The sequence below is a fragment of the Corynebacterium otitidis ATCC 51513 genome, assembly GCF_000296405.1.
GTDB lineage: Bacteria > Actinomycetota > Actinomycetes > Mycobacteriales > Mycobacteriaceae > Corynebacterium > Corynebacterium otitidis.
The window spans coordinates 279396-303691 of record NZ_JH815195.1 but is presented as its reverse complement, the minus strand read 5'-3'; the positions used below and the strand labels follow the sequence as shown (position 1 = coordinate 303691).

General features: G+C 72.3%; 21 protein-coding genes and 1 tRNA gene. 9 read left to right on the top strand and 13 right to left on the bottom strand.

Features of this window, described 5'->3' with window-relative positions:
- Window positions 1-4: 4 nt before the first annotated feature.
- A complete protein-coding gene (locus tag HMPREF9719_RS08805; RefSeq protein WP_004601644.1) occupies window positions 5-1003 on the bottom strand; it encodes a DUF3662 and FHA domain-containing protein in 999 nt (332 codons plus the stop codon).
- A gap of 307 nt (window positions 1004-1310) precedes the next feature.
- Between HMPREF9719_RS08805 and HMPREF9719_RS08800 the strand changes: the two genes are divergently transcribed.
- Window positions 1311-1394: transfer RNA gene (locus HMPREF9719_RS08800), tRNA-Leu, on the top strand.
- A gap of 177 nt (window positions 1395-1571) precedes the next feature.
- Complete coding sequence (locus tag HMPREF9719_RS08795; protein ID WP_004601643.1) at window positions 1572-2339, top strand: SDR family NAD(P)-dependent oxidoreductase; 768 nt, start codon at window positions 1572-1574, stop codon at window positions 2337-2339.
- A gap of 146 nt (window positions 2340-2485) precedes the next feature.
- Here the strand turns inward: HMPREF9719_RS08795 and HMPREF9719_RS08790 are convergent, their stop codons facing one another.
- Together HMPREF9719_RS08790 and HMPREF9719_RS08785 are read right to left on the bottom strand one after the other, a co-directional pair.
- Window positions 2486-3061, bottom strand: coding sequence for an NADPH-dependent FMN reductase (locus tag HMPREF9719_RS08790; RefSeq protein ID WP_004601642.1), 576 nt, complete (start codon window positions 3059-3061; stop codon window positions 2486-2488).
- A 74-nt stretch (window positions 3062-3135) separates the two neighbouring features.
- Window positions 3136-4392, bottom strand: coding sequence for an alpha/beta hydrolase (locus HMPREF9719_RS08785; RefSeq protein ID WP_004601641.1), 1257 nt, complete (start codon window positions 4390-4392; stop codon window positions 3136-3138).
- A gap of 112 nt (window positions 4393-4504) precedes the next feature.
- Here HMPREF9719_RS08785 and HMPREF9719_RS08780 point away from each other — a divergent pair, with 112 nt between their 5' ends.
- Entirely contained in the window at window positions 4505-5140 is a 636-nt protein-coding gene (locus HMPREF9719_RS08780) for a mismatch-specific DNA-glycosylase (protein WP_004601640.1), read from the top strand.
- Window positions 5141-5188: 48 nt separating this feature from the next.
- On the opposite strand, the gene HMPREF9719_RS09555 is transcribed toward HMPREF9719_RS08780, so the two are convergent.
- Complete coding sequence (locus HMPREF9719_RS09555; RefSeq protein WP_004601639.1) at window positions 5189-5719, bottom strand: O-acetyl-ADP-ribose deacetylase; 531 nt, start codon at window positions 5717-5719, stop codon at window positions 5189-5191.
- A 49-nt stretch (window positions 5720-5768) separates the two neighbouring features.
- Between HMPREF9719_RS09555 and HMPREF9719_RS08770 the strand changes: the two genes are divergently transcribed.
- Window positions 5769-6872, top strand: coding sequence for an NAD(P)-binding domain-containing protein (locus HMPREF9719_RS08770; protein ID WP_004601638.1), 1104 nt, complete (start codon window positions 5769-5771; stop codon window positions 6870-6872).
- Here HMPREF9719_RS08770 and nrdF read toward each other — a convergent pair.
- Both nrdF and nrdI read right to left on the bottom strand, forming a co-directional pair.
- Complete coding sequence (gene nrdF, locus HMPREF9719_RS08765; RefSeq protein WP_004601637.1) at window positions 6869-7888, bottom strand: class 1b ribonucleoside-diphosphate reductase subunit beta; 1020 nt, start codon at window positions 7886-7888, stop codon at window positions 6869-6871. The two genes, HMPREF9719_RS08770 and nrdF, sit on opposite strands and share 4 nt — an antisense overlap.
- 97 nt (window positions 7889-7985) lie before the next feature.
- Window positions 7986-8471: a class Ib ribonucleoside-diphosphate reductase assembly flavoprotein NrdI gene (gene nrdI / locus HMPREF9719_RS08760; RefSeq protein ID WP_004601636.1), complete on the bottom strand. Its 486-nt coding sequence runs from the start codon at window positions 8469-8471 to the stop codon at window positions 7986-7988.
- 257 nt (window positions 8472-8728) lie between these two features.
- On the opposite strand from nrdI, the gene HMPREF9719_RS08755 reads away from it, so the two are divergent.
- A complete protein-coding gene (locus HMPREF9719_RS08755; RefSeq protein WP_004601635.1) occupies window positions 8729-9193 on the top strand; it encodes a hypothetical protein in 465 nt (154 codons plus the stop codon).
- Window positions 9194-9338: 145 nt separating this feature from the next.
- On the opposite strand, the gene HMPREF9719_RS08750 is transcribed toward HMPREF9719_RS08755, so the two are convergent.
- From HMPREF9719_RS08750 to HMPREF9719_RS08730, 5 genes are all read right to left on the bottom strand, one after another.
- Entirely contained in the window at window positions 9339-10847 is a 1509-nt protein-coding gene (locus HMPREF9719_RS08750) for a flavin-containing monooxygenase (RefSeq protein ID WP_004601634.1), read from the bottom strand.
- Window positions 10848-10909: 62 nt separating this feature from the next.
- Window positions 10910-11764, bottom strand: a complete 855-nt coding sequence (locus HMPREF9719_RS08745) for an alpha/beta fold hydrolase (protein ID WP_004601633.1) — start codon at window positions 11762-11764, stop codon at window positions 10910-10912.
- A gap of 188 nt (window positions 11765-11952) precedes the next feature.
- A complete protein-coding gene (locus tag HMPREF9719_RS08740; protein ID WP_004601632.1) occupies window positions 11953-13344 on the bottom strand; it encodes a M20/M25/M40 family metallo-hydrolase in 1392 nt (463 codons plus the stop codon).
- Window positions 13322-14491: an LLM class flavin-dependent oxidoreductase gene (locus tag HMPREF9719_RS08735; RefSeq protein WP_004601631.1), complete on the bottom strand. Its 1170-nt coding sequence runs from the start codon at window positions 14489-14491 to the stop codon at window positions 13322-13324. The genes HMPREF9719_RS08740 and HMPREF9719_RS08735 overlap by 23 nt, the downstream gene beginning before the upstream one ends.
- A 97-nt stretch (window positions 14492-14588) precedes the next feature.
- The gene (locus HMPREF9719_RS08730) at window positions 14589-16676 is read right to left on the bottom strand and encodes an acyl-CoA dehydrogenase family protein (protein ID WP_004601630.1); all 2088 of its coding nucleotides are present in this window, start codon (window positions 16674-16676) and stop codon (window positions 14589-14591) included.
- Window positions 16677-16831: 155 nt separating this feature from the next.
- On the opposite strand from HMPREF9719_RS08730, the gene HMPREF9719_RS08725 reads away from it, so the two are divergent.
- The 3 genes from HMPREF9719_RS08725 (at window position 16832) to HMPREF9719_RS08715 (ending at window position 20536) form a co-directional block, all read left to right on the top strand.
- Window positions 16832-18103 carry an acetyl-CoA C-acetyltransferase gene (locus tag HMPREF9719_RS08725; RefSeq protein ID WP_004601629.1) on the top strand — a complete coding sequence of 424 codons (1272 nt, stop codon included), beginning with the start codon at window positions 16832-16834 and terminating at the stop codon, window positions 18101-18103.
- An 85-nt stretch (window positions 18104-18188) separates the two neighbouring features.
- On the top strand, window positions 18189-19559 hold the full coding sequence (locus tag HMPREF9719_RS08720) for a 3-oxoacyl-ACP reductase (RefSeq protein ID WP_004601628.1): 1371 nt from the start codon (window positions 18189-18191) through the stop codon (window positions 19557-19559).
- A gap of 95 nt (window positions 19560-19654) precedes the next feature.
- Entirely contained in the window at window positions 19655-20536 is an 882-nt protein-coding gene (locus HMPREF9719_RS08715; RefSeq protein WP_004601627.1) for a MaoC family dehydratase, read from the top strand.
- Here HMPREF9719_RS08715 and nadC read toward each other — a convergent pair.
- Entirely contained in the window at window positions 20510-21451 is a 942-nt protein-coding gene (gene nadC, locus HMPREF9719_RS08710) for a carboxylating nicotinate-nucleotide diphosphorylase (protein ID WP_004601626.1), read from the bottom strand. The two genes, HMPREF9719_RS08715 and nadC, sit on opposite strands and share 27 nt — an antisense overlap.
- Window positions 21452-21701: 250 nt before the next feature.
- Between nadC and HMPREF9719_RS08705 the strand changes: the two genes are divergently transcribed.
- Complete coding sequence (locus HMPREF9719_RS08705; protein WP_004601625.1) at window positions 21702-22772, top strand: 2,3-butanediol dehydrogenase; 1071 nt, start codon at window positions 21702-21704, stop codon at window positions 22770-22772.
- Between the two features lie 144 nt (window positions 22773-22916).
- Here HMPREF9719_RS08705 and galE read toward each other — a convergent pair whose 3' ends face one another.
- Window positions 22917-23918, bottom strand: a complete 1002-nt coding sequence (galE, locus tag HMPREF9719_RS08700; RefSeq protein WP_004601624.1) for a UDP-glucose 4-epimerase GalE — start codon at window positions 23916-23918, stop codon at window positions 22917-22919.
- Window positions 23919-24296: the final 378 nt, after the last annotated feature.

Sequence of the window (24296 nt, the reverse complement as noted above, 5' to 3'; positions counted from 1 at the left end):
GGGTCTACTGCTGGTTGGGCCAGATGATGCGGACTTCGATGTGCGAGTGCCCCATGGTGATGACGTCGCCGTCGGCGAGGAGCCAGTTGTCGATGGGCATCTCGTTGACGGTCGTGCCGTTCGTGGACTTCAGGTCGACGAGCACGGCGTCCTTACCGTCCCAGGTGATCTCCGCGTGCTGGCGGGACACACCCGTGTCGGGGAGGCGGAAGTCGGTGCCGTTGGCGCGGCCGATGATGTTGGAGCCCTCGCGGACGAGGTAGCTGCGCGAGGAGCCGTCCTGGAGCAGCAGGCTCACCGTCGGGCCCTGGGCGGCGTTCTTGTCCGCGTCGCCGGCGGGGGAGTCGCCCCGCTCGGCCGCGGGGCCCTGGCGTGCGGCCATGAGCTCCGTGGCGGCCTGCGCGGCCTGCTCGTCGCTGCCCCAGCCCCCGCGGGAGGGGGCGGGGCCGTCCGTCGTGCCGGACTCGTCTGCCATGGGGCTGCTCCCGTCTGTCGTCTCGCTGCCCGTGCCGGGCTCGACGGGGCCACGGTAGTCGCCGCGGTCCCCGCTTGGCACGTCGTCGTCCCCCTCGGGGCCGTCGTTGTCGTCGGTGTCGATGGTCTGGAAGCCGCTGACGTCCTCCGGGTCGGGGTCGCTCCACGAGGAGGCCCGCAGCTGCCCGGTGTGCATGCCCGTCTCCTCGGCGATGATGACCACCGGGGGCCCGTCGAGGGTCCAGACGTTGTTGCGCGCGAAGCGCCCCAGCCGGCCGGCGAGCTCCTCGGGCAGGCGCGGCGACTCCTCCTCGAGGCCGTCGAGGTCCTTCGCCGAGACGCCGACCTGGAAGACGTTGGGTCCGTACTCGACGCCCTCGTCGAGGACGAGGTTGTCCTCGAGCTCCTGCTTGAGGAGCTCCTCGATCTCCGCGGGTACGAGCCGGCCGCCGAAGACGCGGGCGAAGCCGTTATCCAGCCCCCGCTGGAGGGCGCTGTCGAACCGCGCGAACTTGCCCAAGATCGACATCGACGCCCTCCTTTACTCGTCTTCCTTCGTCGGCGTTCGGCTCGGTCTGTCGCGGGGCCCGCCGCGCGCCGGCGGCGCGCCCAGGTCAACCCGCTGGTAGGCACATGTTCCACACATTATAGGGTCCGGCGGGGCGTTTTGATATCGCCGGCGCGCGCCGCGGGGCCCGCGGCCGCGGCCCGCACCGAGCCTGACCGGCGGGTTCCCCGCGCACCTGGTGGTTTGCGCTTTGGGGCGGGTGGTCCTAAGGTGTGCCCCACGGTCGAGACAGACCGAGCCGGCAGGCTTACTTCGTTGGGCCGTCCGAGGGCGAGTGGCGGAATGGCAGACGCGCTGGCTTCAGGTGCCAGTGTCCTTTACGGACGTGGGGGTTCAAGTCCCCCTTCGCCCACAGCGGGGAGACAGAGATCTCCCGATTGAGGCCCCGTCCCGGGGGTAACCGGGGCGGGGCCTTTTGTCGTGCGCTTCCTTCCCGCGCGAGCGGCGCCCGGCCCGGAGGGCTTAAGGATCCCTAGACTGACTGGCGAGAGCAACACCTAAGAACACTCGCTAGGGAGGGGTCAGCATCATGGCCGAGAAGAGCAGGTTCAACGGAGAGGTCTCGCTGGTTACGGGCGCGGGCTCGGGGATCGGCGCGGCGATCGCCCGGCGGCTCGCCGCCGACGGCTCGACGGTCGTCGTCACCGACATCGACCTCGACGCCGCGACGAAGGTTGCCAAGGAGATCGAGGACGCCGGCGGCGAGGCCATCGCCCTGAAGCTCGACGCGACCTCCAAGGAGGACAATGAGGCCGCCGTCGCCGAGACCGTCGAGCGCTTCGGGGCCCTCCACCACGCGGTGAACAACGCCGGCATCACCCCGAAGCCGGCCCGCGTCGGGGAGACCGACCTCGACAACTGGGACAAGGTCATCGACCTCAACCTCAACGCCGTGGCCTACGGGCTGCACTACCAGCTCAAGCAGATGGCCACGCAGGAGGACCCGTCGCGGGCGTCGATCGTGACGATGTCCTCGATCCACGGGCAGACCGCGGTGCCGGGCGCGGCGGCCTACGCCACCGCCAAGCACGGGGTGGTGGGCCTGACGAAGAACGCCGCCGCCGAGTACGGCAAGGAGGGCATCCGCGTCAACGCGCTCGCCCCGGGCTACGTCGACACCCCGCTGCTTAAGGACCTCGACGACAACTACCGCGAGGGGCTCATCGCGAAGCACCCGCTCGGCCGCCTCGCGACCGCCGATGAGGTCGCCGCGTTCACCTCGTTCCTGCTCAGCGATGAGGCGTCGTTTAGCACCGGCGGCTACTACCTCCTCGACGGCGGCTACAACGCCGTCTAAGAAATCACCGCCGCCCCGGGCCCGGCAGGGCCTGGCGCACGGGGCTCGAGAACACACCACCCCGCCTCCCTCGGGGTGCGGCCGGAACGCCGCGGCGGCGCCCGCCGCAGGGGAGGCGGGGTGGATTCTTTGCTGGTCGGCGGAGCCTACTTGCGCGGGGTGTGCTCCTTGACGACGTCCGCGAAGCGCGAGACGTAGTCCGCGACGAAGTCGCGGGTCTTCTCGTTGTTGAAGCGGCCGTCCTCGTCGAGCAGCGTCGGCGACTGGCCGAGGAACACCTCGGGCTGGCCGGGGCTCGTCACGCCGAAGTACGACAGCGCGAGCCTGAGGTTCTTCTGCGAGCTGTAGCCGCCCATGCGGCCCACCGAGTGGCTGATGATGCCCACGGGCAGGTCCTTCCACGCGACGTCGCTGTTCGGCTTCGAGCCGATGTCGATGGCGTTCTTCAGGCAGGCGGGGATGGTGCGGTTGTTCTCCGCGGTGACGAAGAACACCCCGTCGGAGGCCTTGAGCTTTTCCCGGAAGGCGGTGTACTCCGCCGGGGTCTCCTTGTCGGTGACCTCGGGGTCGTCGTAGTCGAAGTCGTAGAGCGGCAGGTCGCGGATCTCGACGATCTCCGGCTCGAAGCCCTCGGGGAAGAGGCCGAGGACGTTGTGCGCGATCTTCCGGGCGTAGGAGCCGCGCCGCAGGCTGCCGATGATGACGCTGATCTTGTAGGCCACGAACTTACCTTTCCAATCGGTTGAACTCTTGTGGCCTTTATAGCAGCAGCGCGCGCCGCCGGCCGGGCCCCCGGCTAGCCCTCCGGGCCCGCGCCGGGCCCGAAGGCGCCGTGATCGGCGAAGAATCGAAGCATCGTCTCGCGCAGCACCTGGTTCCACACCCCGTGGAAGCTCAGCGCCGAGGCGTGGTCCGCGCGCGGCCGCACGATCTCGGTGAGCTCGCGGCCGTGAGCGGCCATCGCCTCGCGGAAGGCGGGGTAGCTCTCGGGAGGGACGAGCCGGTCGGCGTCGCTGCGCGCGAGGAACGTCGGCTGGGAGTTGTCGTCGACGAGGTTCGCGACCGTCACGGCGTTCGCGCGGTCGGGGTGCTCCTCGGGCGGGCCGCCGAGGTACTTCTCGACGGTCTCGCGGGAGCCGGGCCCGGCGGCCGGGTCGGGGTTGGTGGCGATGGCGCGCGGGTCGATCGCGGGGGAGTCGGCGTAGACCGCGCGGGGCACGGCGGGCTCGCCGCCGCAGTCGGGCCGCGTGCGCCCGGAGGCGGCGTCGTAGCTCGCGGCCATGGCCAGCGCCCCGCCCGCGGACTCGCCGTAGGTAAAGAGCCGGCCCGGGTTCCCGCCGAGCTCGGCGGCGTGCTCTGTGACCCAGGACAGCGCGCAGGAGACCTGACCGGCGGCGAGCCGCCACGTCGGGCGCTCGTGCGTGGCGAGCGTGTAGTCCGGCGCGAGCGCCACGAAGCCCTGCTCGGCGGCCCAGCGCATGTTGCGCGCCTGGGAGGAGCGGTCCATCGAGTCCCAGCCGCCGCCGTGGATATAGAGCAGCACCGGCGCGCCCGCCGCCGGCCGGTGCTCGGGGAGGTAGACGTCCATGAGCAGCTCCCCGTCGGGGCCCGAGTCGTAGACGACCGTCTCGTCCGGCGCGGCGCCCTCGTCGAGGCCCGCGGGGCGAAGCGCCGCGAGCGGGTCGACGTCGACGCCGAGGTCCCGCGCGGCGGCGACCTGCTGGCCGAAAAGCGTCGCGAAGCCCACCGTCGAGGCGACGAGGAGCGCCCCGGCGGCGAGCCCCAGCCGCCGCGCCCCGGCGAGTGTCACGAGCCCGGCTGCCCCCGCGAGCCCCGCGGCGCCGACGGTCAGCGGGCCCGCGTACTGCGGGGTGACGAGCGTTCCCACCCCGAGGTACGGCACGCGCGGGAGATAGGGCGACGCGGCGAGCCACCCGGCCACCAGCCCGCAGCCGGCGAGCAGCCCGCCTGCGGCGGCCGCCGCCCCGCGGCCCAGCCGCCGCGCGATGCGCCTGGTGCCCGTAGCCGGTTCCGCGCCGCGCCCCACCGCCATCAACCCCTCCCCGGATCCGGCGAATAATAATCTGGCCCGGAGGATAGGCCGCCGCGCGTCCCCGCGCGAGCGGCCGGGGCCGCGCGGCCGACGCGGCTAGCCTGGGGCGGGTATGAGTACCGCGCGACCCTCACCGCTCCGCGGCGCGCGCCCCACCAAGGCCGACCTCGAGCGCTTCGCCGGCCGGCCCGGGCCCGCCGCCGACGACCTCCTGCCCGAGACCGGCGAGCCGATCCGGCTGCTCATCGTGGGCATCAACCCAGGCCTGTGGACCGCGGCGGTCAACGCGCCGTTCGCCAGGCCCGGCAACCGGTTCTGGCCCTCGCTCGCGGCGGCCGGCATCACCGAGCGGGAGGTCGACGCCTCCCGGGGCTTAAGCGACGAGGACGAGGCCATGATCCTCGGCCTGGGCATCGGGATGACCAACCTCGTGCCGCGCGCGACCGCCCGCGCCGACGAGCTCACCAACGAGGAGCAGTGCGACGGCGCGGCGCGGCTCGCGCGGCTGGCGGCGAGCCGCCATCCCGCTGCGGTCGCCGTGGTCGGGGTGACGGCCTTCCGCACGGCGTTTCGCCGGCCCAAGGCGAGCCTCGGGAGGCAGGACACGGAAGGCCTCGAGGCCGGCGGCGAGGAGTGGCCCGGGGGCTCGGCGCTGTGGGTGCTGCCCAACCCGAGCGGCCTCAACGCCCACGAGACGGTCGACTCGCTCGCCGATCGGTGGCGCGAGGTGTGGCGCACGCTCGACTAGGCGCTCGCGGCCGGCCTCGGCGGCGATTGGTCCGCGGGTACCGGACAGTTATTCGCCGAGCTGGGCGCGGAACGCCGCCTCGGCGTTGTCCCCGAAGGGCACGAAGACGACCTCCTCGACGCTGCCCGCCGGAGAGCCGGCGTCCTTCGCCGCGGCGCGGCAGGACTCCACCGCGATGCGCGCGGCGTCGTCGATGGGCCAGCCGTACACCCCCGCGGAGATCGCCGGGAACGCCACTGAGGCCGCGCCGAGACTGGCCGCGAGCTCCAGCGACTCGCGGTAGCAGGACGCGAGGATTTCGGAGCGGTCCTCGCCCTTGGCGAAGACGGGCCCGACGGTGTGGATGACCCAGCGCGCCGGGAGCTTCCCGGCGGTGGTGGCCACCGCCTGGCCGCGCGGCAGCCCGTCGGGCAGCTCGGTCTCGCGGAGGCGCCGGCACTCGGCGAGGATCTCCGGGCCGCCGGCGCGGTGGATCGCGCCGTCGACGCCCCCGCCGCCGAGCAGCCCCGAGTTCGCCGCGTTGACGATCGCGTCCGCCCTGGTGGTGGTGATATCGCCGGGCTGCACAGTGAGTTTCATGCACCCCAGGTTAGGTGTGGGCCCGCGGCCGTGGTTCTACGGTGGAGGCGTGGAGAGCGTCGATATTGTCATCATCGGTGCCGGCCAGGCCGGCCTGGCCGTGGGCTATCACTTGCGCCGCGCGGCGCGCCGCTGGGCGCGCGACGGCCGGCCGGGGAAGCCGCCGAGCTTCGTGCTGCTCGACGCGGAGTCGCGGCCCGGCGGCTCGTGGCAGCACTACTGGGACTCGCTTCGCATCTTCACCCCGGCGGGCATGAGCTCGCTTCCCGGGATGCTCATGTCTCAGCCCCCGGGCGGTGGGAACCCCAGGGCCGCCGACGTGGTCGACTACTTCTCCTCCTACGAGGATCGCTACGACCTCCCGGTGGTGCGCGCCACCCCGGCGCTGTCCGTCACCCGGGGCGGGCCGGGCTTCGTCGTCGATACCCCGCGCGGCCAGTGGGGCGCGCGGGTGGTGGTGAGCGCGACCGGCACGTGGACCAACCCGCATATTCCTCGGCTGCCGGGATCGGACGAGTTCGCTGGGCGGATCTGCCACACGGTCGACTACCGCACGCCGGAGGAGTTCGCCGGCCAGCGCGTCATGGTTGTCGGGGCGGGTAACTCCGGCGCGCAGATCGCCGCGGACCTCACGGACGCGGCGGAGAAGGTGTGGTGGGCGACTACGGAGCCGCCCGAGCTCATGCCCGATGGCATCGGCGGGCGCGAGCTGTTCGCCCACATTAGCCGGTGGCTCGCCGGGGAGGACGTGGGGACGATTCCCGGGAGCATCGTCGCCACCGGCCCGGTCCGCCGGGCCCGCGACCGCGGTCTCGTTGCGCGGGTGCCGATGCCTAAGCGCCTCACCCAGGCCGGGGCGGTGTGGCCCGGCGGCGCCGAGGAGCGGGTCGACGCGGTGATCCTGTGCACCGGCTTCCGACCGAGCCTCGGGTATCTCGAGGGGCTCGAGGAAGAGGGCCTCACCCTGGAGCCGCACCCCGCGACCGACGAGGCGCAGCCCACCCGCTCCACCGAGATTCCGGGCCTCTACTTCGTGGGTTACGGGCAGTGGACCGGCGCCATGTCCGCGACGATCGTGGGGGTCGGGCGCAGCGCGAAGGGCGCGGCGCGCGCCGTGCTCGACGACCTAGCGCCGCGGGGGACTGCCAGCTAGAAGTCCCAGTCCTCGTCGGCGGTGTCCTCCGCGCGGCCGATGACGTACGAGGAGCCCGAGCCGGAGAAGAAGTCGTGGTTCTCGTCCGAGCCGGGCGCGAGCGCGGTGAGGATCTCCGGGCGCACCTCGGTCTCCTTAGGCGTGAAGGGCTCGGGCTGGCCGAGGTTCTGCATCGCCTTGTTCGCGTTGTAGCGCACGAAGACGGCGACGTCGTCGGCCATGCCCAGCGGCTCGTAGAGCGGGCCGGAGTAGGCCATCTCGAGCTCGTAGAGCCGCTCTAGGAGGTTACCGACGAAGTCCTCGAGCTCCCCGCGGCGCTCCTCGTGGCGCTCGAGGCCGCGCTGGAACTTGTAGCCCGAGTAGTAGCCGTGCACGGCCTTGTCGCGGAGGATGAGCCGCACGAGGTCGGCGGTGTTGGTGAGCCGGCCGCGCGCCGCGAAGTGCAGCGGTAGGTAGAACCCGGCGTAGAGCAGCAGCGAGGACAACAGCGTCGCGGAGGCCTTGCGCTTGAGCGGGTCGTCGCCGACGTAGTGCACCATGACCGCGCGCGCCCGCGCCTGGAGCTCGTCGTTGTCCACCGCCCAGCGGTAGGCCTCGTCGATCTCCGGGGTGGATGTCAGAGTCGAGAACACCGACGAGTACGAGCGGGCGTGCACCGACTGCATGAACGCGATGTTGGTGTAGACGGCCTGCTCGTGCTCGGTCATCCCGTCGGCGATCTGGGAGACCTCGCCCACGGTCGCCTGCACCGTGTCGAGCAGCGTGAGCCCGGTGAACACCCGGATCGTCTGGCGGCGCTCGATGTCTGAGAGCCGCTTCCAATCGGGCAGGTCGTTGGCGAGCGGCACCTTCTCCGGCAGCCAGAAGTTCGACGTCAGTCGACTCCACACCTCGAGGTCCTTCTCGTCCTCGACGCGGTTCCAGTTGATCGGGCGCATCTTGCCCTCCGGCTGGCGCCGGAACTCCGGCGGCGTAATGGAGATCTCGGCGAGCGGGTTGCGGGGGCTCGGGTTCATCGCGGTCCTTTCTGTGAGGTCGCCCCGCCTGCGGCCGCGGCGCCGAGCCGAGGCGGCAGGTGGGACGTGGGGTCTGTTGGGGGAGAGTCTTGGGGCGCTAGCTCGCGCCGGGGGCGCCCTCGGCGAAGAAGCGCTCGATGCCGTTGCGCACCCGCTCGACGTCGCGGCTCGTGCCGAGCAGCTCGAAGCGGTAGAGCTCCGGTACGCCGCACTTCGCGGCGACGATCGGCCCGGCGATGCAGTAGTCGGCGCCGAAGTTGCGGTTCCCGCTGGTGATCACCCCGCGGATGAGCGAGCGGTTGGTCTCGTCGTTGAGGAACGCGATGACCTGCTTCGGCACGGCGCGGCGCCGGGAGCCGCCGCCGTAGGTGGGCAGGATGAGCACGAACGGGCGCGAGACCCGGATCATGCCCTCGACCTTGGGGCGCAGCGGGATGCGCGCGGCCGGGATGCCGATCTTCTCGACGAAGCGGCGGGTGTTCTCGCTCGCGCTGGAGAAGTACACGACCCTCGGCGACTCCTCCGGCGGGATCTCCACGACCGGCGCCGGGCCCCTGCCCGGCGCCTCGTCCTTCGCGGTCAACGCACGCTCCTCTCCGCTCGGGTCCCGCCCGCGCCGGGCGGCCACGAGAGAAAGATATGTCGTAAGAATCTTAAAAGTCCAATGCAATGAACTTTCGGGGGGTGGCGCCAGCCCGACGCGCGGCGGGGGCCGGCCCGCGGGTCGTGGCGGGGTGCGCCGGGCGGCGCTAGCCTTGATAAGGAGGCTTTAAGAAAGCCGGGGAGGCGCCCCTCGAGGGGCGCCTCCCCGGCGACGACGAACGAGAGGACTGATTGATTATGTCCCTGCCCGCGCTCATCCTTCGCGGCACCGCCGGCGCCTTCCTGCTCCAGTCCGGCTGGGGCAAGAAGGATCTTCCTAAGAAGGGCTACGAGGGCCTGCAAGAGATGGCCAAGACCGGGGTTCCCCAGGTCGCGGACCTCGACCCGACGGTCTTCGGCAAGGTGCTCGCCTACGGTGAGCTCGGCCTGGGCGGCGCGCTCCTTACCCCGGTCGTCTCCAACCGGCTCGCCGGCCTCGGGCTCACCGCCTTCTCGGCCGGCATGCTCACCATGTACTTCCGCAACGACGAGATGACCCAGGACGACGGGATCCGCCCGAGCGCCAAGGGCGTCACGCTCGCCAAGGACAGCTGGCTGCTCGCCATCGGCCTGGCCCTCTTCTTCCTCAAGGACAAGAAGAAGGCGAAGAAGGACCGCAAGAAGAAGCGCAAGGCCGAGGCCAAGCGCTCCGAGGACAACTAGCGCCACCCGCCCGGCGCCGCGCCGGGCGCCGGCCCCGCGCCGCGGGGCCGGTCAACGCACGACCAGGCCCCGCCCGGCAGGATGACCGGGCGGGGCCTGAGGCGTCTGAGCCGGGGGCTGCGGCGCTAGGTAGTAGCGGCCGGCGCTAGGAGGCGGCGCTCGCCGCCGGCGCGGGCGCGAACTCGTAGCCCTCCGGGTCGAACTCGCCGTTCTCGTCGCGGAACGCGTAGGCGAAGTCCGGCCAGATCGTCGTGAGCTTCCCGCTGCGCGGATCGACGTACCACGAGTCGCAGTTGCCCTCGAGCCACACGGTGCCCATGGCGTGCTCGTCGATCTCGTCGACGTAGGCCGACTCGGCGTCCTCCCGCGTCGTGATGACCTCCGCGCCCTGGGCCCTGATGTGGTCGAGCGCCCCGAGGACGAACGCCGCCTGCGACTCGATGATGTGGACGATCGAGTTGTGGCCCAGCGACGTGTTCGGCCCGTTGATGGAGAACAGGTTGGGGAAGTTCGCCACCGTCGTGCTGTGGAAGGCCTGCATCCCGCGGCGCGACCACTGGTCGGCGAGCGTCTCGCCGGCGGCGTTCTCCACGAGGGCCGCGTAGGGCGGCTCGGTGATCTCGAAGCCGGTGGCGAAAACGATGACGTCGGCCTCGTAGGTCTCGCCAGAGGCGGCCTTAAGCGTCGAGCCCTCGACCGACTCGAGCGCCGAGGCCTCGAGCTCCACGTTGGGCTGCTGCAGCGCCGGATAGAAGGTGTTGCTCATGAGCCGGCGCTTGCAGCCCAGCTCGTAGTTGGGGGTGAGCTTCTCGCGCAGCTCGGGGTCGGGCACCTGGCGGCGCAGGTGATCGAGCGCCTGGCCGCGGCCCTCCTCGAGGAACTCGGGGATCCCGCGCCGGGCCGCGAAGGTGCGCTCGTTGTTCCAGAACAGCCGGTCGCGCAGGCTCTTCATCGTCGCGGGGTCGCGCCTAAAGAGCGTCTTCTCCTGCTGCGAGTAGGAGTCCTCGACGCGCGGCCCGATCCACGCCGGGGTGCGCTGGAAGACCGTCAAGGAGCCGGCGACCTTGGCGATCTCGGGGACGATCTGGATCGCCGAGGCGCCCGTGCCGACGACGGCGACCCGCTTGCCCGAGAGGTCGGCGTCCTGGTCCCACCGCGCGGAGTGGAAGACCTCCCCGGTGAAGCTCTCCAGCCCCGGGATGTCGGGCAGTTTCGGGTCGCTCAAGTGCCCGGTCGCGGTGACGAGGAACTGCGCGACGAACTCGCCCGCGGGGGTGGCGACGTGCCAGCGGGCCTCCTCGGGCACCCACCAGGCGCGCTCCATCGGCGCGTCGAAGACGACGTGCTCGTAGAGGCCCTCCTCGCGGGCGGTCTCCTTGAGGTAGTCGAGGATCTCCGGGCCGGGGGAGAACACGTGCGACCAGTCGGGGTTCGGCCGGAACGAGAACGAGTAGAGGTGGGAGGGGATGTCGCAGGCGGCGCCGGGGTAGCGGTTGTCGCGCCACGTGCCGCCGACCTCGTCGGCGCGCTCGATGATGGTGAAGTCGTCCTCGCCGCGCCGCTTGAGCAGCGCGCCGAGCGCCAGGCCGCCGAATCCGGCGCCGACGATGAGTGTCGTGGTGGTCGTGGTCGTCGTGGTCGGGCTGGTGGTCATGGGGTCGTCCTCCTAGGAGGGTGCGGCACCCGGCCCGGGTGGCCGGGCGGGCGCGGGGGTCGTTAGGACCCGGGTCGGGGGATGATCGTGCCGGCCGGGTGGCGTTCGGGGTCGTCGATGAAGCGCTGCACGTGGTGGCTGAGCTCCGCGGGGCGCTCGTGGACGATCCCGTGGCCGGAGTCGACGTCGGCGAGCCGGGAGTTGGGGATCGAGCCGAACAGCGCGCGCTGGTGGTGGGCGGGCACCATGATGTCCGCGGTGCCCGAGACGATGAGCGTGGGCTGTTCGATGGTCGGGGTGAGCTCCGTGATGTCCACCCGGCGGTTGAGGTCCATCTGCTGGTCGCCGAAGGACCCGAAGGAGATCCGCCCGAGGGCCTCCTCGAGCTGCTCTTTGGGCTGGCCGGTGAGGAACGCGCCGCTGTAGACGCAGAAGCCTGTGAAGCGCTGCAGCCCGGTGGTGTCGGCCTTGCGCAGCGCCCACCACGTGTCGTTGCGCAGGATCTGCTGGATGTCGGTCTTCTGCCAGCCGGCGACGAGCACGAGCCGGCCGACGAGGTCGGGGCGGGCCGCGGCGAGCTGCGCCGCGACGACCGCGCCGAGCGAGTAGCCGAGCAGCACGACCTTGCCGCCGGGGGCGGCGCGCTCGATGACGCCGGCGACCTGCCCGGCGAGCGCCTCGACGGTGAGGTCGCCTGCACCCTCGCTGGTCTGCGCCCAGTCGACGGCGATGGTGCGCTGCTTCGTGGCGAGCACCGGGTAGAGGAAGCCGAAGTGCGACCTCGCGGTGCCGCCGGTGCCGTGGACGAGGACCACGGTGTCGCCGGGGCGGCCGTGCTCGTCGCCGGAGTCGTAGAAGGTGATCTCGGTGCCGTCGACCGTCGCGCTCTTCGGCTCGAAGTCGGTGGATGCTGCCATCCCGCTTCCTTTCCCGGGCGCGCAGGGCGGCCCGCGGGTCGCTGAAAATGTGTCGTCTACATCACATCACTGTGTGCTACGACACTGCAGCGGGAGCGGGGAAGTGGCCGCCCGGAAAACTGTGATCCTCGTCACTAACGAGGCGGGCGACTCGCACGGCCCGGAGGCGCGCCGGGTCGCGAGGGGTGTTAGGCCAGCGGCGGGGTGTCGAGGAACCGGGCCGTGAGCCGGGCGTACGCGCCGACGGTGAGCTCGAGATCTTCGAGGTAGAGGTGCTCGTCGTGGGAGTGGAGCTGCCCGTTGACCTCGGCGAGGGTGCGGCCGCCGCCGTGGAGCGCGAAGCCGTAGCCCACCCCGCCGAGCCGGCGCGCGAAGCGCAGGTCCGAGCCGCCGGTCGCGAGCACGGGCACGACCTCGGCGTCGGGGAAGGTCTCGTGGACGGTCTCGACGATGGCGTCCCACAGCGGGCCCTCCGCGGGCGACTCGGAGGCGGGCTCGGTGATGAGGTGCTCGATCTCCACCTCGTCGGCGAGGTCCCCGAGGCCGGCCTTCAACACCTCGTCGATGTCGTCCTGGGTCTGCCCGGGCAGCGGGCGGATGTCGAGCTCGAGGTAGCCGCTCGAGGGCAAAACGTTGATCGGCCCGCCGGCGCGCGCCACCGTCTGCGCGATCGTTAAGTGCGAGAACGCGTCCGCGTATGCGGCGAGCGGGCCGAAGCGCTCGTAGGCGTCCCGGTCGGTGCCCTCGAGCAGCGCTCGCTCGGTCTCCTCGTCGAAGCCGAAGGCGCGCACGAAGCCCTGCCAGTAGTCGTTGTCGGTGACCTTCGGCTCGATGGCGTCGATGCGGCGGGCCACCTCGCCGAGCAGCGCGACCGTCGAGCGCTTGCCCCGGGGGGTGGAGCCGTGCCCGGCGTCCCCGGAGACGTGGATGCGCCGCTGGCCGGCACCCTTCTCCCCGACGTTGATGACCACGGCGTCGCGGTCGTGGCCCGCGAGCTTCGCGATGGGCAGGTGCCCGCCGCCGGTCTCGGAGAGCGCGTTCTTCCAGCTGAACGCGTCCGGCTCGTTCTCCGAGAGCCACTTCGCGCCGAGCCCGCCGCGGGCCTCCTCGTCGGCAAGCGCGACGAAGGTGAGCGTGCCGCGCGGCCGCTGGTCCTTCGGGAGCCGCGCCACCGCGCGGGTCACGCCCGCCATCGTCGCGGTGATGAAGAGCATGTCGACCGAGCCGCGGCCGTAGAGCTTCCCGTCGGCGATCTCCGCGGCGAAGGGCTTCTTCGTCCACTGCTCCTCGCTGACGGGCACGACGTCGATGTGGCCGAGGAAGGTCAGCGGCTCGGCGGCCTCGGGCTCGCGTCCCGGGACCGTCACCGCGAGGGACTGGCGGCCCGGGTGCGGCTCGAAGTGCTGGAACTCGACCTCGTCGGCGACGGGGGAGAAGAACTGCTCGAGCGTCTCGACGTTGCGGTACTCCTCGCCGGAGTCGGCGGTGAGGTCGTTGACGCAGGCGTTGCCGATGAGCTCGGTTAAGAGACTGAGCACATCGTCGTAGAGCGAAAGATCAGTCGTTGTCATGGGCTCCATTATCCGCGGCGTCCGGGTGGTTGGTCACGGAATAGCCGAGCCGCTGCAGCTCGGGGACGACGCCCTCGCCGACGGCGTAGGTCTCCTCGAGGTGCGGGTAGCCGGAGAGCACGACGTGCTTGAGCCCCGCCTCGCGGTACTCGGCGATGCGCTCGGCGACCTGCCGGTGGGAGCCCACCAGAGCGGTGCCCGCGCCGCCGCGGATGAGCCCCACCCCGGCCCAGAGGTTCGGCGCGATCTCCAGCGAGCGGGCGTCGTCTCCGGTCTTGAAGCCCGAGCCCTGGTTGTGCAGCTCGGTCATGCGGCGCTGCCCCTCCGACTGGGAGGTCGCGAGCTTCTTCTGAATCTCGCGGACCTTCTCCTCGTCGACGCCGTCGAGGAGGCGCTGGGCCTCCGCCCACGCTTCGTCCTCGGTCTCCCGGGAGATGACGTGCAGCCGGATGCCGTACTCGAGCTCGCTCTCGTCGCGCCCCGCGGCCTTGGCGGCCGCCGCGACGCGGGAGAGCTTCTCCGAGACCGCCGGCAGCGGCTCGCCCCACGTGAGATAGACGTCCGAGTGCTTGCCCGCGACCTCGATGCCCTTCTTAGAGGACCCGCCGAAGTAGATCGGCGGCACCGCGTAGGGTAGGCGCGCGAGCTGGCTGCCGCGGGTTTGGTAGTACTCGCCCTCGTAGTCGAGCGGGGTGTTCTCCCGCCACAGGTGCGAGGTGATCTCTAGCGCCTCGTCGGCGCGCTCGTAGCGCTGGATCTTCGTCGTGTCGTCGCCGAAGGTCAGCTGCTCGGAGTCCTCCCCGCCGATGACGACGTTGAGCAGCAGCCGGCCCTTCGAGAGGTCCTGGAAGGTCTGGGTCTGCTGCCCGATGAGCACCGGGTTGATGATCCCGGGGCGGAAGGCGATCAGGAACTTCAGCCTCGAGGTCTCGGGGATGAGCGCGCTCGAGGCGACCCACGCGTCGTTACACCACTGCCCGGTGGGCACGAGCATGGACTCAAAACCGTTGGTCTCCGCGGCGAGCGCGATCTGCTTGAGGTAGGCCAGGGAGGGCTCCCGGGGGCCCGCCTCGAGCCCGCTGCCGTGGCCGCCGGCCATGATGTTTCGGGAGTCGCCGTAGGTGGGGAGAAACCAGTGCAGCGTGATCTCAGTCATTCCCCAACTGGACCATGCGGTCTAGTCGGCGGGGAAGGCATCGATCCACGCTGAGTGGAATCCTCCCGGGCCCCGGCGTTAGCCGGGACCTGAGCCTTTAGCGGCGCTTCGCGCGCCGGGCCGCGGCGCGCAGCTCCCGCTCGGTGACCGGCCCCGCGGCGCTCGCCCGGGAGCGCGCGGCGTGCTCCTCCTGCTCGGCGTGGCGCTCGTCCTCCGAGCCGTCGACGGCGGGCGCGGCCCAGTGCCGCCGGTCGTAGCCGAAGGCCGCGACGATGTCGGAGAGGTGGGGGCGCAGCCTGGGGTAGTGTTCGCGCACGAGCCCCGGCAGCGCGCGGCCCTGGGTGGGGGAGAGGTAGCCGTGGGAGAGGTACCAGCCGGCGTGCTCCTCGATGGTGGCGAGCGCGAAGAGGGAGCGCAGCTCCTCGGCGACCCGGCGGGTCTCGCCCTCGGGCAGGCGCTCGATGCCCCGGGCGAAGGCCTCCTCGAGCGCGACGTGGGTGTGGGCCTCGGCGGCCTCGAGGAGCTCGACCTGGTGCTCGAAGGCGACCTTCTCGTTGCGCAGCGCCTTGTCGCGGCCCGCGGAGCGCAGCGCGAGCACGAGCGACTCGGTCGCCTCGTGCGCCCGCCTCGCGAGCAGGCCGGCCTGGACCTCCCGCTCGGCGAGCCGGGCGCGCCCGCCGAGGTCCTTCCCGCCGCTCGCGGCGAGCCCCGCGAGCCGGGGGATCGGGGTGTGGCGGGCAAGAAGCGCCCGGGCGCGGCTGGCGACGAGCGCGCCCACCGAGGCGGCCCCGCCGCCGGTGAGCGCGCGGGCGTGGTCCTCAAGGATGCGCTTGCCGGCGAGCTGGCGCAGGACAGTGTTGTCGCCCTCGAAGGTGGCGAAGACGTCGATGTCCTGGCGCAGCTGGGCGACCCGGTTGGCGGCGATGAAGCCCGCCCCGCCGAGCGCCTCGCGGCACTCCTGGAGCGCGTCGAGTGCGAGCCACGTCGCGTACGGCTTGAGCCCGGCAGCCGCCGTCTCCACGCGGCTGACCTTGTCGTCGTCGCGCTCCTGGGCGGCGAAGGTCTCGGCGAAGAGCTCCTCGAGCTCGCGGGCGGCGAGGGTGGCGGCGATCGTCTTTGCGAACAGGGGAAGCAGGCGGTGCTGGTGGGCCTGGTAGTCCATGATCGCGGTCTCCCCGCCGCCGCGGGGCTTGGAGAACTGGCGCCGCTCGAGCGCGTAGGTCGTCGCGATGCCGAGCCCGAACTGCGCGGCGTTAAGAGCCGAGCCCGAGAGCATGATCCGGCCCTGGACGAGCGAGGCGATCATCGTGAAGAAGCGCCGGCCCGGGGACTCGATGGGGGAGTGGTAGCGACCCTCCTCGTCGACGTCGCCGTACTGGTTGAGGAGGTTCTCGCGCGGGACGCGTACTCGGTTAAAGGACAGCTGGCCGTTGTCGACGCCGTTGAGCCCGGCCTTGGCCCCGTCGTCGGTGATCTCCACGCCGGGCAGCGGGGCGCCGTGCTCGTCGCGGATGGGCACGATGAGGGCGTGGACGCCGTGGTCGATGCCGCGGGTGACGAGCTTGGCGAACACCACCGCCGAGGTGGCGTCCTCGGCGGCGTTGCCGAGGAAGCGCTTCGCGGCCGCGGCGGTGGGGGTGTCGACGACGAACTCGCCTGCCTCCCCGTCGAAGGTCGCGGTCGTCGCGAGCGAGGCGACGTCGGAGCCGTGGCCCCACTCGGTCATCGCGAAGCAGCCGAGCGTCTCGAGGCGGTGGGCGCTCCGGTAGGCCTCCTCGTGGCGCTCGGTGCCGAGCCGGTGGATCGTCTCGGCGTAGAGCCCCCACTGCACGCCCGCCTTGACCTGGAGCGAGGCGTCGGCGGCGATGAGCTCCTGCGAGTGGGCGAGGTTGGTGCCGAGGTCGTCCGGGCCGACCGGGGCCTCGCGCGAGAGGTCGAGCGGCCAGCCCTCCCCGGCGAGCTCCGCGACGAGCGGGAGCGCGGCGAGGGTCTGGGCGCGGTGCTCGGCGATACTCGCGGCGGCGGGCCGGCGGAACTCGGGGCGCGCGGCGATCTCGCGGGTCGCCTCGCGCCTCTCTCGCCAGCGCCCGTCGAGCAGCCCGCGCAGCGCCTCGACGTCGAGGCCCCGCTCGGGGCGCGCCTGGTCGGGTCGGGCCTCGGCCTGCGGTCGGTGACGAAGGGTCATGATCGGTTCAGCCTCCTCGGTCGGGGTGGTGTGGCGTGCACCGTAGCAAGCAATGTTGATAAGTGCTATAACTCACAATACATGGAGAAAAACTTCTAACTCACAAAACATCCGCGGGGGAAGCCCGCGGACCGAGCGGAAAGGACCACAGAGGGATGAGCCCACGCGTCGCGATCCTCGGCGGCAACCGCGTCCCCTTCGGCCGGGCGTATAAGGCCTACCGAAACGTCGGCAACCAGGACCTCCTCACCGCCGCGCTCGACGGGCTCGCCGCCCGCTTCGGGCTCGCCGGCGAGCGCCTCGACGAGGTCGCCGGCGGCGCGGTCATCAAGAGCTCGAGGGACTTCAACCTCACCCGCGAGTCCGTCATCGGCTCCGCGCTCGACCCCGCCACCCCCGCCGTCGACGTGCAGCGCGCCTGCGCCACGAGCCTCGAGGCCGCCACCCTGGTGGGCAACAAGATCGCGCTCGGCCAAATCGACGTCGGCGTCGCCGCCGGCTCCGACTCGGTCTCCGGCGCGCCGCTCGAGGCCTCCCCCGGGATGCGGCGGGCCGCCCACCGGCTCGGCGCCGCGCGCTCCGCCGGCGACCGCGCCCGCGCGATCGCCGGGCTCCGGCCCCGGGACCTCCTGCCGGCCGCGCCGGGCGGCGGGGAGCCGCGCACTGGGCTGTCGATGGGCGAGCACCAGGCGCTCTCCAACGAGCGGTGGGGCATCACCCGCGAGGAGCAGGACGCCATCGCGCTGCGCTCGCACGAGCGCCTCGCCCGCGCGTGGGACGAGGGCTTCTTCTCGGACCTCGCGACGAGCTTCCAGGGCCTCTCGCGCGACGAGAACCTCCGCGAGACCTCCATGGAGAAGCTCGCGCGCCTCAAGCCCGCCTTCGGCGGGGAGAACGGCACGATGACCGCCGGGAACTCCACGCCCATGACCGACGGCGCCGCGAGCGTGCTGCTCGCCAGCGACGAGTGGGCCGAGAAGCGCGGGCTTCGAGTACTCGCGCACGTCGTCGACGTGCAGACCGCCGCGGTCGACTTCGTGCGCGGCGCGGACCTGCTCTCCGCGCCGATCTTCGCGCTGCCCCGCCTCCTTGAGCGCAACGACGTCTCGCTCGCGGACATCGACCTCGTCGAGATCCACGAGGCCTTCGCCGGCACCGTCGCGATGACGACGAAGGCGTGGGCCTCCGACGAGTTCTGCCGCGAGCGCCTCGGCCTCGACGGGGCGCTCGGCCCCATCGAGGAGGAGCGCCTCAACGTCCACGGCTCCTCGATCGCCGCCGGCCACCCCTTCGCCGCGACGGGCGCGCGCATCCTCCCGACGCTGGCCAAGGCGCTCTACCAGCGCGGCCCCGGCGCCCTGGGGCTGATCTCCGTGTGCGCCGCCGGCGGCCAGGGCGCCGTCGCTCTGCTGCGCTCCGCGGCCTAAGGCCCGCCGCGGGCACGAGCAACCAGGACCCACTCTGATCGCGAACGACGGCGAGACGAGCTCTCGCCTAGGAAGGCGCCACGAGATGACCCACACGAGCACCTATGATTACCTCGCCTCGACCCCGCCCGGCGGGCTGCTCGCGAAGCGGCTCGGCCTGCCCGTGCCCACCGAGCTGCCCCGGCTTGCCGATCGCCCCGGGCCCGTGCCCGGGCCCGTGGTTCTCCTCGGCCGCAGCGCGGCCGCGGAGGGCCTCGCCCAGCGCCTCGTCGACGGCGGCGCCGAGGTCCACCGCCACGTCGAGACGCTGCGCGACGGCCCCGTCGGGGCGATCGTCGTCGTCGCAGACGACCTCGAGCGGCCCCGCGACATGAAGGACCTCATCGCCGGGCTGCCCCAGGCGTTCGTGCGCCTCGCGCGCGGCGGCCGGGTCGTCGCGCTCACCCGCGAGCCCGCTCCCTTAAGCGAGGGGACCCCCGACCGGGCCGCGGCGCTCGCCCGGGCGGCCGCGCTCGGCGGCGTCGAGGGCTTCGTGCGCACAGCCGCGAAGGAGGCCCGCCACGGCTCGACCGCGAACCAGGTGCTCGTCGCCGACGGCGTGCCGCTCGACGCGCCCGCGGTGGGCGCCGCCGTGGACTTCCTGCTCTCCGCGCGCTCGGCGTTCGTCTCCGGGCAGCGCATCCGCGTCGCCGCGCCGGGCCGCGCGTCCGCCGACCCCGAGAAGCCCCTCGACGGGGAGTTCGCGCTCGTGACGGGCGCGGCCCGCGGCATCGGCGCGGAGATCGCCCGGGTGCTGCGTAGGCTCGGCGCCGAGCTCGTGGTCCTCGACCTGCCCGCCGCCGGGGAGGGGCTCGCCGCCCTCGCCAACGAGATCGGCGCCACCCCCGTCCAGGCGAGCGTCACCGACCCGGCTGCCGCCCGCCAGGTCGCCGAGGCGCTGCCCGCCGGCGCGAAGAACCTCGGCGTCGTCGTCCACAACGCGGGGCTCACCCGGGACCGCTCGATCGCGCGGATGAGTGAGAAGGAGTGGTCCGACGTCGTCGACGTCAACATCGAGGCCCCGCTCGCGCTCACCGCGGGGCTCGCCGAGGCGGGGCTGCTCGCCCCGGACGTTCGCCTCGTGGGGCTGTCCTCGACCTCGGGGATCGCGGGCAACGCCGGTCAGGCGAACTACGCCTACACCAAGGCCGCGGTGAGCTCGTTCGTCGCGGCGCTCGCGGCGAGCCTCGGGGAGGGGGCCACCGCCAACGCCGTCGCCCCCGGCTTCATCGAGACCGACATGACCGCGGCGATCCCCCAGCCCAAGCGGGAGATCGCGCGCCGGGTCAACAGCCTCGCGCAGGGTGGGCTGCCCCTCGACGTCGCCGAGGCCGTGGGCTTCCTCGCCGCCCCGGAGGCCACCGGCCTGCGCGGCGAGACGCTGCGCGTCTGCGGCGACAACCCCGTCGGCCGTTAGGGAGAGGCCGCGCCCCGCCCCTCGGTGCGCTCGCCGGCAGGCGGGAGACCGACCGACACGACGACCCAATTTAAGGAATCGGAGGCCACGAACCCATGGACCACACCGAGCTGTCCCGCCCGCCAGGACCGGGGGCGCTCGCGATCGCCGCCGCCCGGCAGCTCGCCGGGAAGCGGCGCGGCGAGTTCCGCCGGCAGAGCGCCCACGCGCCGCTGAGCGTCGACCCCGCGCGCCACGCCGCGTTCAGCCGCGCGGTCGGCGCGGGCGTCTCCGACGCCCTGCACCCCGGCTATCTCCACGCGCTCGTCTTCCCGCTGGTGACGTGGCTGCTCACCCGCCCGGACGCGCCGTTCCCCGCCGCGGGGATCGTGCACTTAAGCAACGAGGCCACCCTCGAGGAGCCGGTGTGCCCGGGCGAGGAGCTTCACGGCGTGGCGCTTTTGGAGCGCCTCGAGGAGCACCACGCCGGCACCGTCGTCGTCGCCCGCGCCGAGATTTACCAGGCCGGGCGCCGGGTGTTCAGAGAGACCGCGGAGTACCTCGCGCGCGGGGTGTGGCTCGCCGGCCACCCGGACCGGCCCGAGCGCCCCGAGTTCGTCCCGCCCGAGCCGACCGCGACGATCGGCTTTGGGCCCCGGGACAACCGCGAGTACGCGCGCGCCTCCGGGGACTGGAACCCCATCCACCTAAGCCGCGCCGCGGCCAGGCTCGGGGGGATGCGCCAGCCCATTGTCCACGGCATGAACCTCGCCTCGCGGCTCGCGTCGATGGGCGGCGCGGCCTTGAAGCGCCCGCACCGCTGGCGCGTCGAGTTCGGCGCGCCCGTGCCGATGCCCGGCACCGTCGCCGCGCGCGTGGCACCCGCCGGCGAGGACGTGGAGCTTTTGGCCTGGCGCCCGCCGCGGCGCGGCCGGCCGGCCCGGCCGCACGTCACCGGCTTTGTGACCGAGCTAGCCGAGGTCGAGGCCGAGGTCTAGCGCGGGCGCGCTGTGGGTGAGCGCCCCGGCGGCGATGGAGTCGACGCCGGTGGCCGCGAAGCCCGCGAGCGTCTCCAGCGCGATCCCGCCGGAGGCCTCGAGGGGCACGCCGGGGGCCTTCTCGTCGCGCAGCGCGACGGCGCGGGCGACTTCGGCGGGGGAGAAGTTGTCGAGCAGCACCTGGTCGGGCTCGTGGCCGAGGACCTCCTCGAGCTGCGAGAGCGAGTCGACCTCGACCTCGCACCACAGGCCCGGGTGGGCGGCGCGCACCCGGGTAAGCGCCTCGACGACGCCGCCGGCGCCGGCGACGTGGTTGTCCTTGACCATCGCCTGGTCGGAGAGGTTGAAGCGGTGCGGGCTGCCCCCGCCGTGGGCGACGGCGCGCTTCTCGAGGAGCCGCAGCCCGGGAAGGGTCTTGCGCGAGTCGCGGATCGCGGGCCGGGCCACCCCCGCCTGACTGGCCGCGTCGGCGGCGCGGGCCACCCAGGAGTGGGTGTAGCTCGCCACCCCGGAGAGGTGGGTGAGCGCGTTGAGGACGGTTCGCTCGACGGAGAGCAGCGCGGCCGTGGGGCCGGAGAGCGTGCCGACCGCGGCGCCGGCAGCGAGCTCGTCGCCGTTGGCGGCCGCGGGGGACCAGGAGAGGCGCCCCGCGCCGGGCAGCAGGCCCGCGACGGGCTCCTCGGCGGCCGCGGCGAGCACGGCGGGCACGACCTCGAGGCCGCTGACCACCCCGCCGGAGCGCGCCGCGATGACGCCTGAGGCCTCGTGGCCTGCGGGGATCGCGGCTGAGGTGGGGTCCCCGCCGGGCAGGAGGTCCTCGGCCAGCGCCGTTTGGGCGAGCCGGCGGGCCGCCTCGGCGACGGCTTCCTCGTCGTCGAGGCCCCGGGCGCGGGGCAGGTCGCGGGTGGTGCTCAACGGGCGCTCGCCCTCCTTCTCGTCTCGGTCGGCGCGGGCGGGCCGCGCCCGCGCGGGTCGCGTCCCTCGTGAGTCTACGGCGACGCCGCCGCCGCGACCCGAAGGCCGCCTGCCGCCGCCCTCTTTTAGTGATAAATGTTGTCGTTAATGCCTTCTTGAAATCCTCGTGGAAGCGGCGCGTATGTTTGGTAATTGGGCGTGAGAAACCCAGTTCCGAATATGACAACAATATTCATTAAAGGAGCGCGAGATGAAGGCAGTTCGGTTCTACGGTAAGGAAGACCTCCGCGTCGAGGACATCGACGAGCCCGGCGATCCCGCCGAGGGCGAGGTCCAGGTCGAGGTCGCCTGGGTCGGTATCTGCGGCAGCGACCTGCACATCTACCAGGAGGGCCCGCGCGGCTCGGTGCCGACGGCGGATAAGGCCAACCCGATCAGCGGCGCGACCCTTCCCATCACATTCGGCCACGAGTTCTCCGGGACCGTCACCAAGGTCGGCTCCGGGGTCGAGGGTCTTTCCGAGGGCGACGCGGTCGCCGTGCTCGACCCGGTCTCCTGCGGGGAGTGCGCGCCCTGTCAGGAGGGCCGCACCAACCTGTGCAAGAACATCACCGGCTTCGGCCTGAGCCGCAGCGAGGGCGGCCTCCAGCAGCGGCTCAACATCCCGGCCGCCAACGCCTTCCGCGTCGGCGACATGCCGCTCGAGCAGGCCGCGATGATCGAGCCGATGTCCGTGGCGACCAACGCGGTGCGCACCGCGGGCGCGGGCGAGGGCGACGTCGCCGTCGTCGGCGGCGCCGGTCCGGTCGGGCTCTTCGCCGCGGCGATCCTCGGGGCGCGCGGCGCGACGGTCATCGTCTCCGAGCCGTCGACCACCCGCCGCGAGACCGCCCAGTCCGCGGGCTTCGCCGACCACGTCATCGACCCGACGAGTGACGACCTCGGCGAGCTCGTCGACAAGGTCAGCGACGGCAAGGGCGCCGACGTCGCCATCGAGTGCACCGGTGTCGGCCCGGTGGTCGGGCAGCTCCTCGAGGTGCTCAAGCCCGGCGGGCACCTGCAGATCGTCGCGCTGCACAACAAGAAGATCGAGGTGGACGGCGACCTGCTCAACAAGGGCATGAAGTCCATCGGCGGCACGATGGGCTACACCGGCGAGGACTACGACGAGTCCATCCGCCTCATCAACGAGGCCGGCATGGACGTCAGCCCGCTCATCAGCGCCCGCATCGAGCCCGAGAACATCGTCGAGGAGGGCTTCGACCGCCTCATCAACGACACCGAGTCCACTGTCAAGGTGCTCGTGAAGATGGGCGAGTAAGACGCCCCCAGGCGGCGCGCCCGGCCTTCCCGGGCGCGCCCCTGTAGACGCGACGGCCCCCGGCCGCGGGATTTACCCAGCGACCGGGGGCCGACTCGTGGGGCCCGCGGCCGGCGCGGCGGCCGTGGGCCCGGGCGGTGTTGGTTAGTCCGCGAGGTCGGGGAGCTTCTCGCCGCGCACGTCGAACCAGGCGAGCGTGTCGCGGATGCCCTCGGCGATGGTGTGCTTCGCCTCCCAGCCGAGGCGTTCCTTGGCCCGCGAGCTGCGGGTGTAGGAGCCGGCCTGGTCGCCGGGGCGCGGCGGGCCGACGACGGTCTCGAGCTTCTCGCCGGTGACCTCGTTGAAGGCCTCGACGAGCTCGAAGACGGTCGTGCCGGAGCCGGTGCCTAAGTTGATGACCGCGCTGTCCTCCCCGACGAGCGCCGCGGGGAAGTTCTCCAGCGCGCGGACGTGCGCGTCGGCGAGGTCCCAGACGTGGATGTAGTCGCGGATCCCGGAGCCGTCGCGGGTCGGGTAGTCGGCGCCGGTGACCGTGAAGGCCTCGCCGGCGTTGCGCGCCTCGATGAGCTTGCCCAGGGCGTGCGAGGGGTACTTCAGCTGCAGGCCGGTGCGCCGCTTCGGGTCGGAGCCGATGGGGTTGAAGTAGCGCAGCGACACGACGGTGAGGTCGGTGCCGCGGGCGACGTCCTGGAGCATCGCCTCGACGACGGCCTTCGTGCGCGCGTACGGGCTCGTCGGCGCGAGCGGGGAGTCCTCGTCGACGGTGAAGTCCTCGGGCACGGCGTAGATCGACGCCGAGCTGGAGAACAGCAGCTTCGTGCAGCCGTTGGCGAGAAGCGCGTCGGCGAGCTCCAGGGTGCCGGAGACGTTGTTGCGGTAGTAGCCGATCGGGTCGGCCACCGACTCGGGCACGACGATCTTCGCCGCGCAGTGCAGGGTCGCCTCGATGTCCGGGTGCTCGGCGAAGATGCGGTCGACGACCGCCCGGTCGGCGATGTCCCCGCGGTAGGTGGGGCGTCCCTCGGTGAACTCCTCCCGGCCCGTGGAGAAGTCGTCGAGGACGACGACCTCGTGGCCGTGGTCGATGAGCGCGGAGCCCACCGTGCTCCCGATGAAGCCGGCGCCCCCTGTGATGAGGACCTTCATGTGCGGTCGTGCCACCTTTCCAATCGAACGCTGCGCGGGTTGTGCCCCTTAAACCTACCGGGGCCGGGACCTATCCCTAGCCGCGAGCGCCCCCGGGCGCGCCGCCGCGCCCGCGCCCGAGAAGTTCGGGTAGACGAACTTATAAGTTGCGGTCTCTCCGTTTCCATGCCTATACTTCGGGCGAGCGCACGCCAGACGTGCCTCGTCGGCGCCCGGGCCGCCGGGATCGGGCAGTCCTTCCATCTTGAGGCAGAGAACAGGTCAGCGGGACTCGTACCCCGCGCTCGCCGACCGGCGGCCCGGGACGCGCGCCGGCGCCCCTCCCTTCGAAAAGGGAAGTGAGGCGCCGCTATTGACGTGCGCTATCTCACGTATGCG

Excerpts from the sequence above, each read along its gene's own strand:
- HMPREF9719_RS08805 (WP_004601644.1), bottom strand. The coding sequence starts at position 1,003 with ATGTCGATCTTGGGCAAGTTCGCGCGGTTCGACAGCGCCCTCCAGCGG.
- HMPREF9719_RS08795 (WP_004601643.1), top strand. The coding sequence starts at position 1,572 with ATGGCCGAGAAGAGCAGGTTCAACGGAGAGGTCTCGCTGGTTACGGGC.
- HMPREF9719_RS08785 (WP_004601641.1), bottom strand. The coding sequence starts at position 4,392 with ATGGCGGTGGGGCGCGGCGCGGAACCGGCTACGGGCACCAGGCGCATC.
- HMPREF9719_RS08780 (WP_004601640.1), top strand. The coding sequence starts at position 4,505 with ATGAGTACCGCGCGACCCTCACCGCTCCGCGGCGCGCGCCCCACCAAG.
- HMPREF9719_RS09555 (WP_004601639.1), bottom strand. The coding sequence starts at position 5,719 with ATGAAACTCACTGTGCAGCCCGGCGATATCACCACCACCAGGGCGGAC.
- nrdF (WP_004601637.1), bottom strand. The coding sequence starts at position 7,888 with ATGAACCCGAGCCCCCGCAACCCGCTCGCCGAGATCTCCATTACGCCG.
- HMPREF9719_RS08755 (WP_004601635.1), top strand. The coding sequence starts at position 8,729 with ATGTCCCTGCCCGCGCTCATCCTTCGCGGCACCGCCGGCGCCTTCCTG.
- HMPREF9719_RS08750 (WP_004601634.1), bottom strand. The coding sequence starts at position 10,847 with ATGACCACCAGCCCGACCACGACGACCACGACCACCACGACACTCATC.
- HMPREF9719_RS08745 (WP_004601633.1), bottom strand. The coding sequence starts at position 11,764 with ATGGCAGCATCCACCGACTTCGAGCCGAAGAGCGCGACGGTCGACGGC.
- HMPREF9719_RS08740 (WP_004601632.1), bottom strand. The coding sequence starts at position 13,344 with ATGGAGCCCATGACAACGACTGATCTTTCGCTCTACGACGATGTGCTC.
- HMPREF9719_RS08735 (WP_004601631.1), bottom strand. The coding sequence starts at position 14,491 with ATGACTGAGATCACGCTGCACTGGTTTCTCCCCACCTACGGCGACTCC.
- HMPREF9719_RS08730 (WP_004601630.1), bottom strand. The coding sequence starts at position 16,676 with ATGACCCTTCGTCACCGACCGCAGGCCGAGGCCCGACCCGACCAGGCG.
- HMPREF9719_RS08725 (WP_004601629.1), top strand. The coding sequence starts at position 16,832 with ATGAGCCCACGCGTCGCGATCCTCGGCGGCAACCGCGTCCCCTTCGGC.
- HMPREF9719_RS08720 (WP_004601628.1), top strand. The coding sequence starts at position 18,189 with ATGACCCACACGAGCACCTATGATTACCTCGCCTCGACCCCGCCCGGC.
- HMPREF9719_RS08715 (WP_004601627.1), top strand. The coding sequence starts at position 19,655 with ATGGACCACACCGAGCTGTCCCGCCCGCCAGGACCGGGGGCGCTCGCG.
- HMPREF9719_RS08705 (WP_004601625.1), top strand. The coding sequence starts at position 21,702 with ATGAAGGCAGTTCGGTTCTACGGTAAGGAAGACCTCCGCGTCGAGGAC.
- galE (WP_004601624.1), bottom strand. The coding sequence starts at position 23,918 with ATGAAGGTCCTCATCACAGGGGGCGCCGGCTTCATCGGGAGCACGGTG.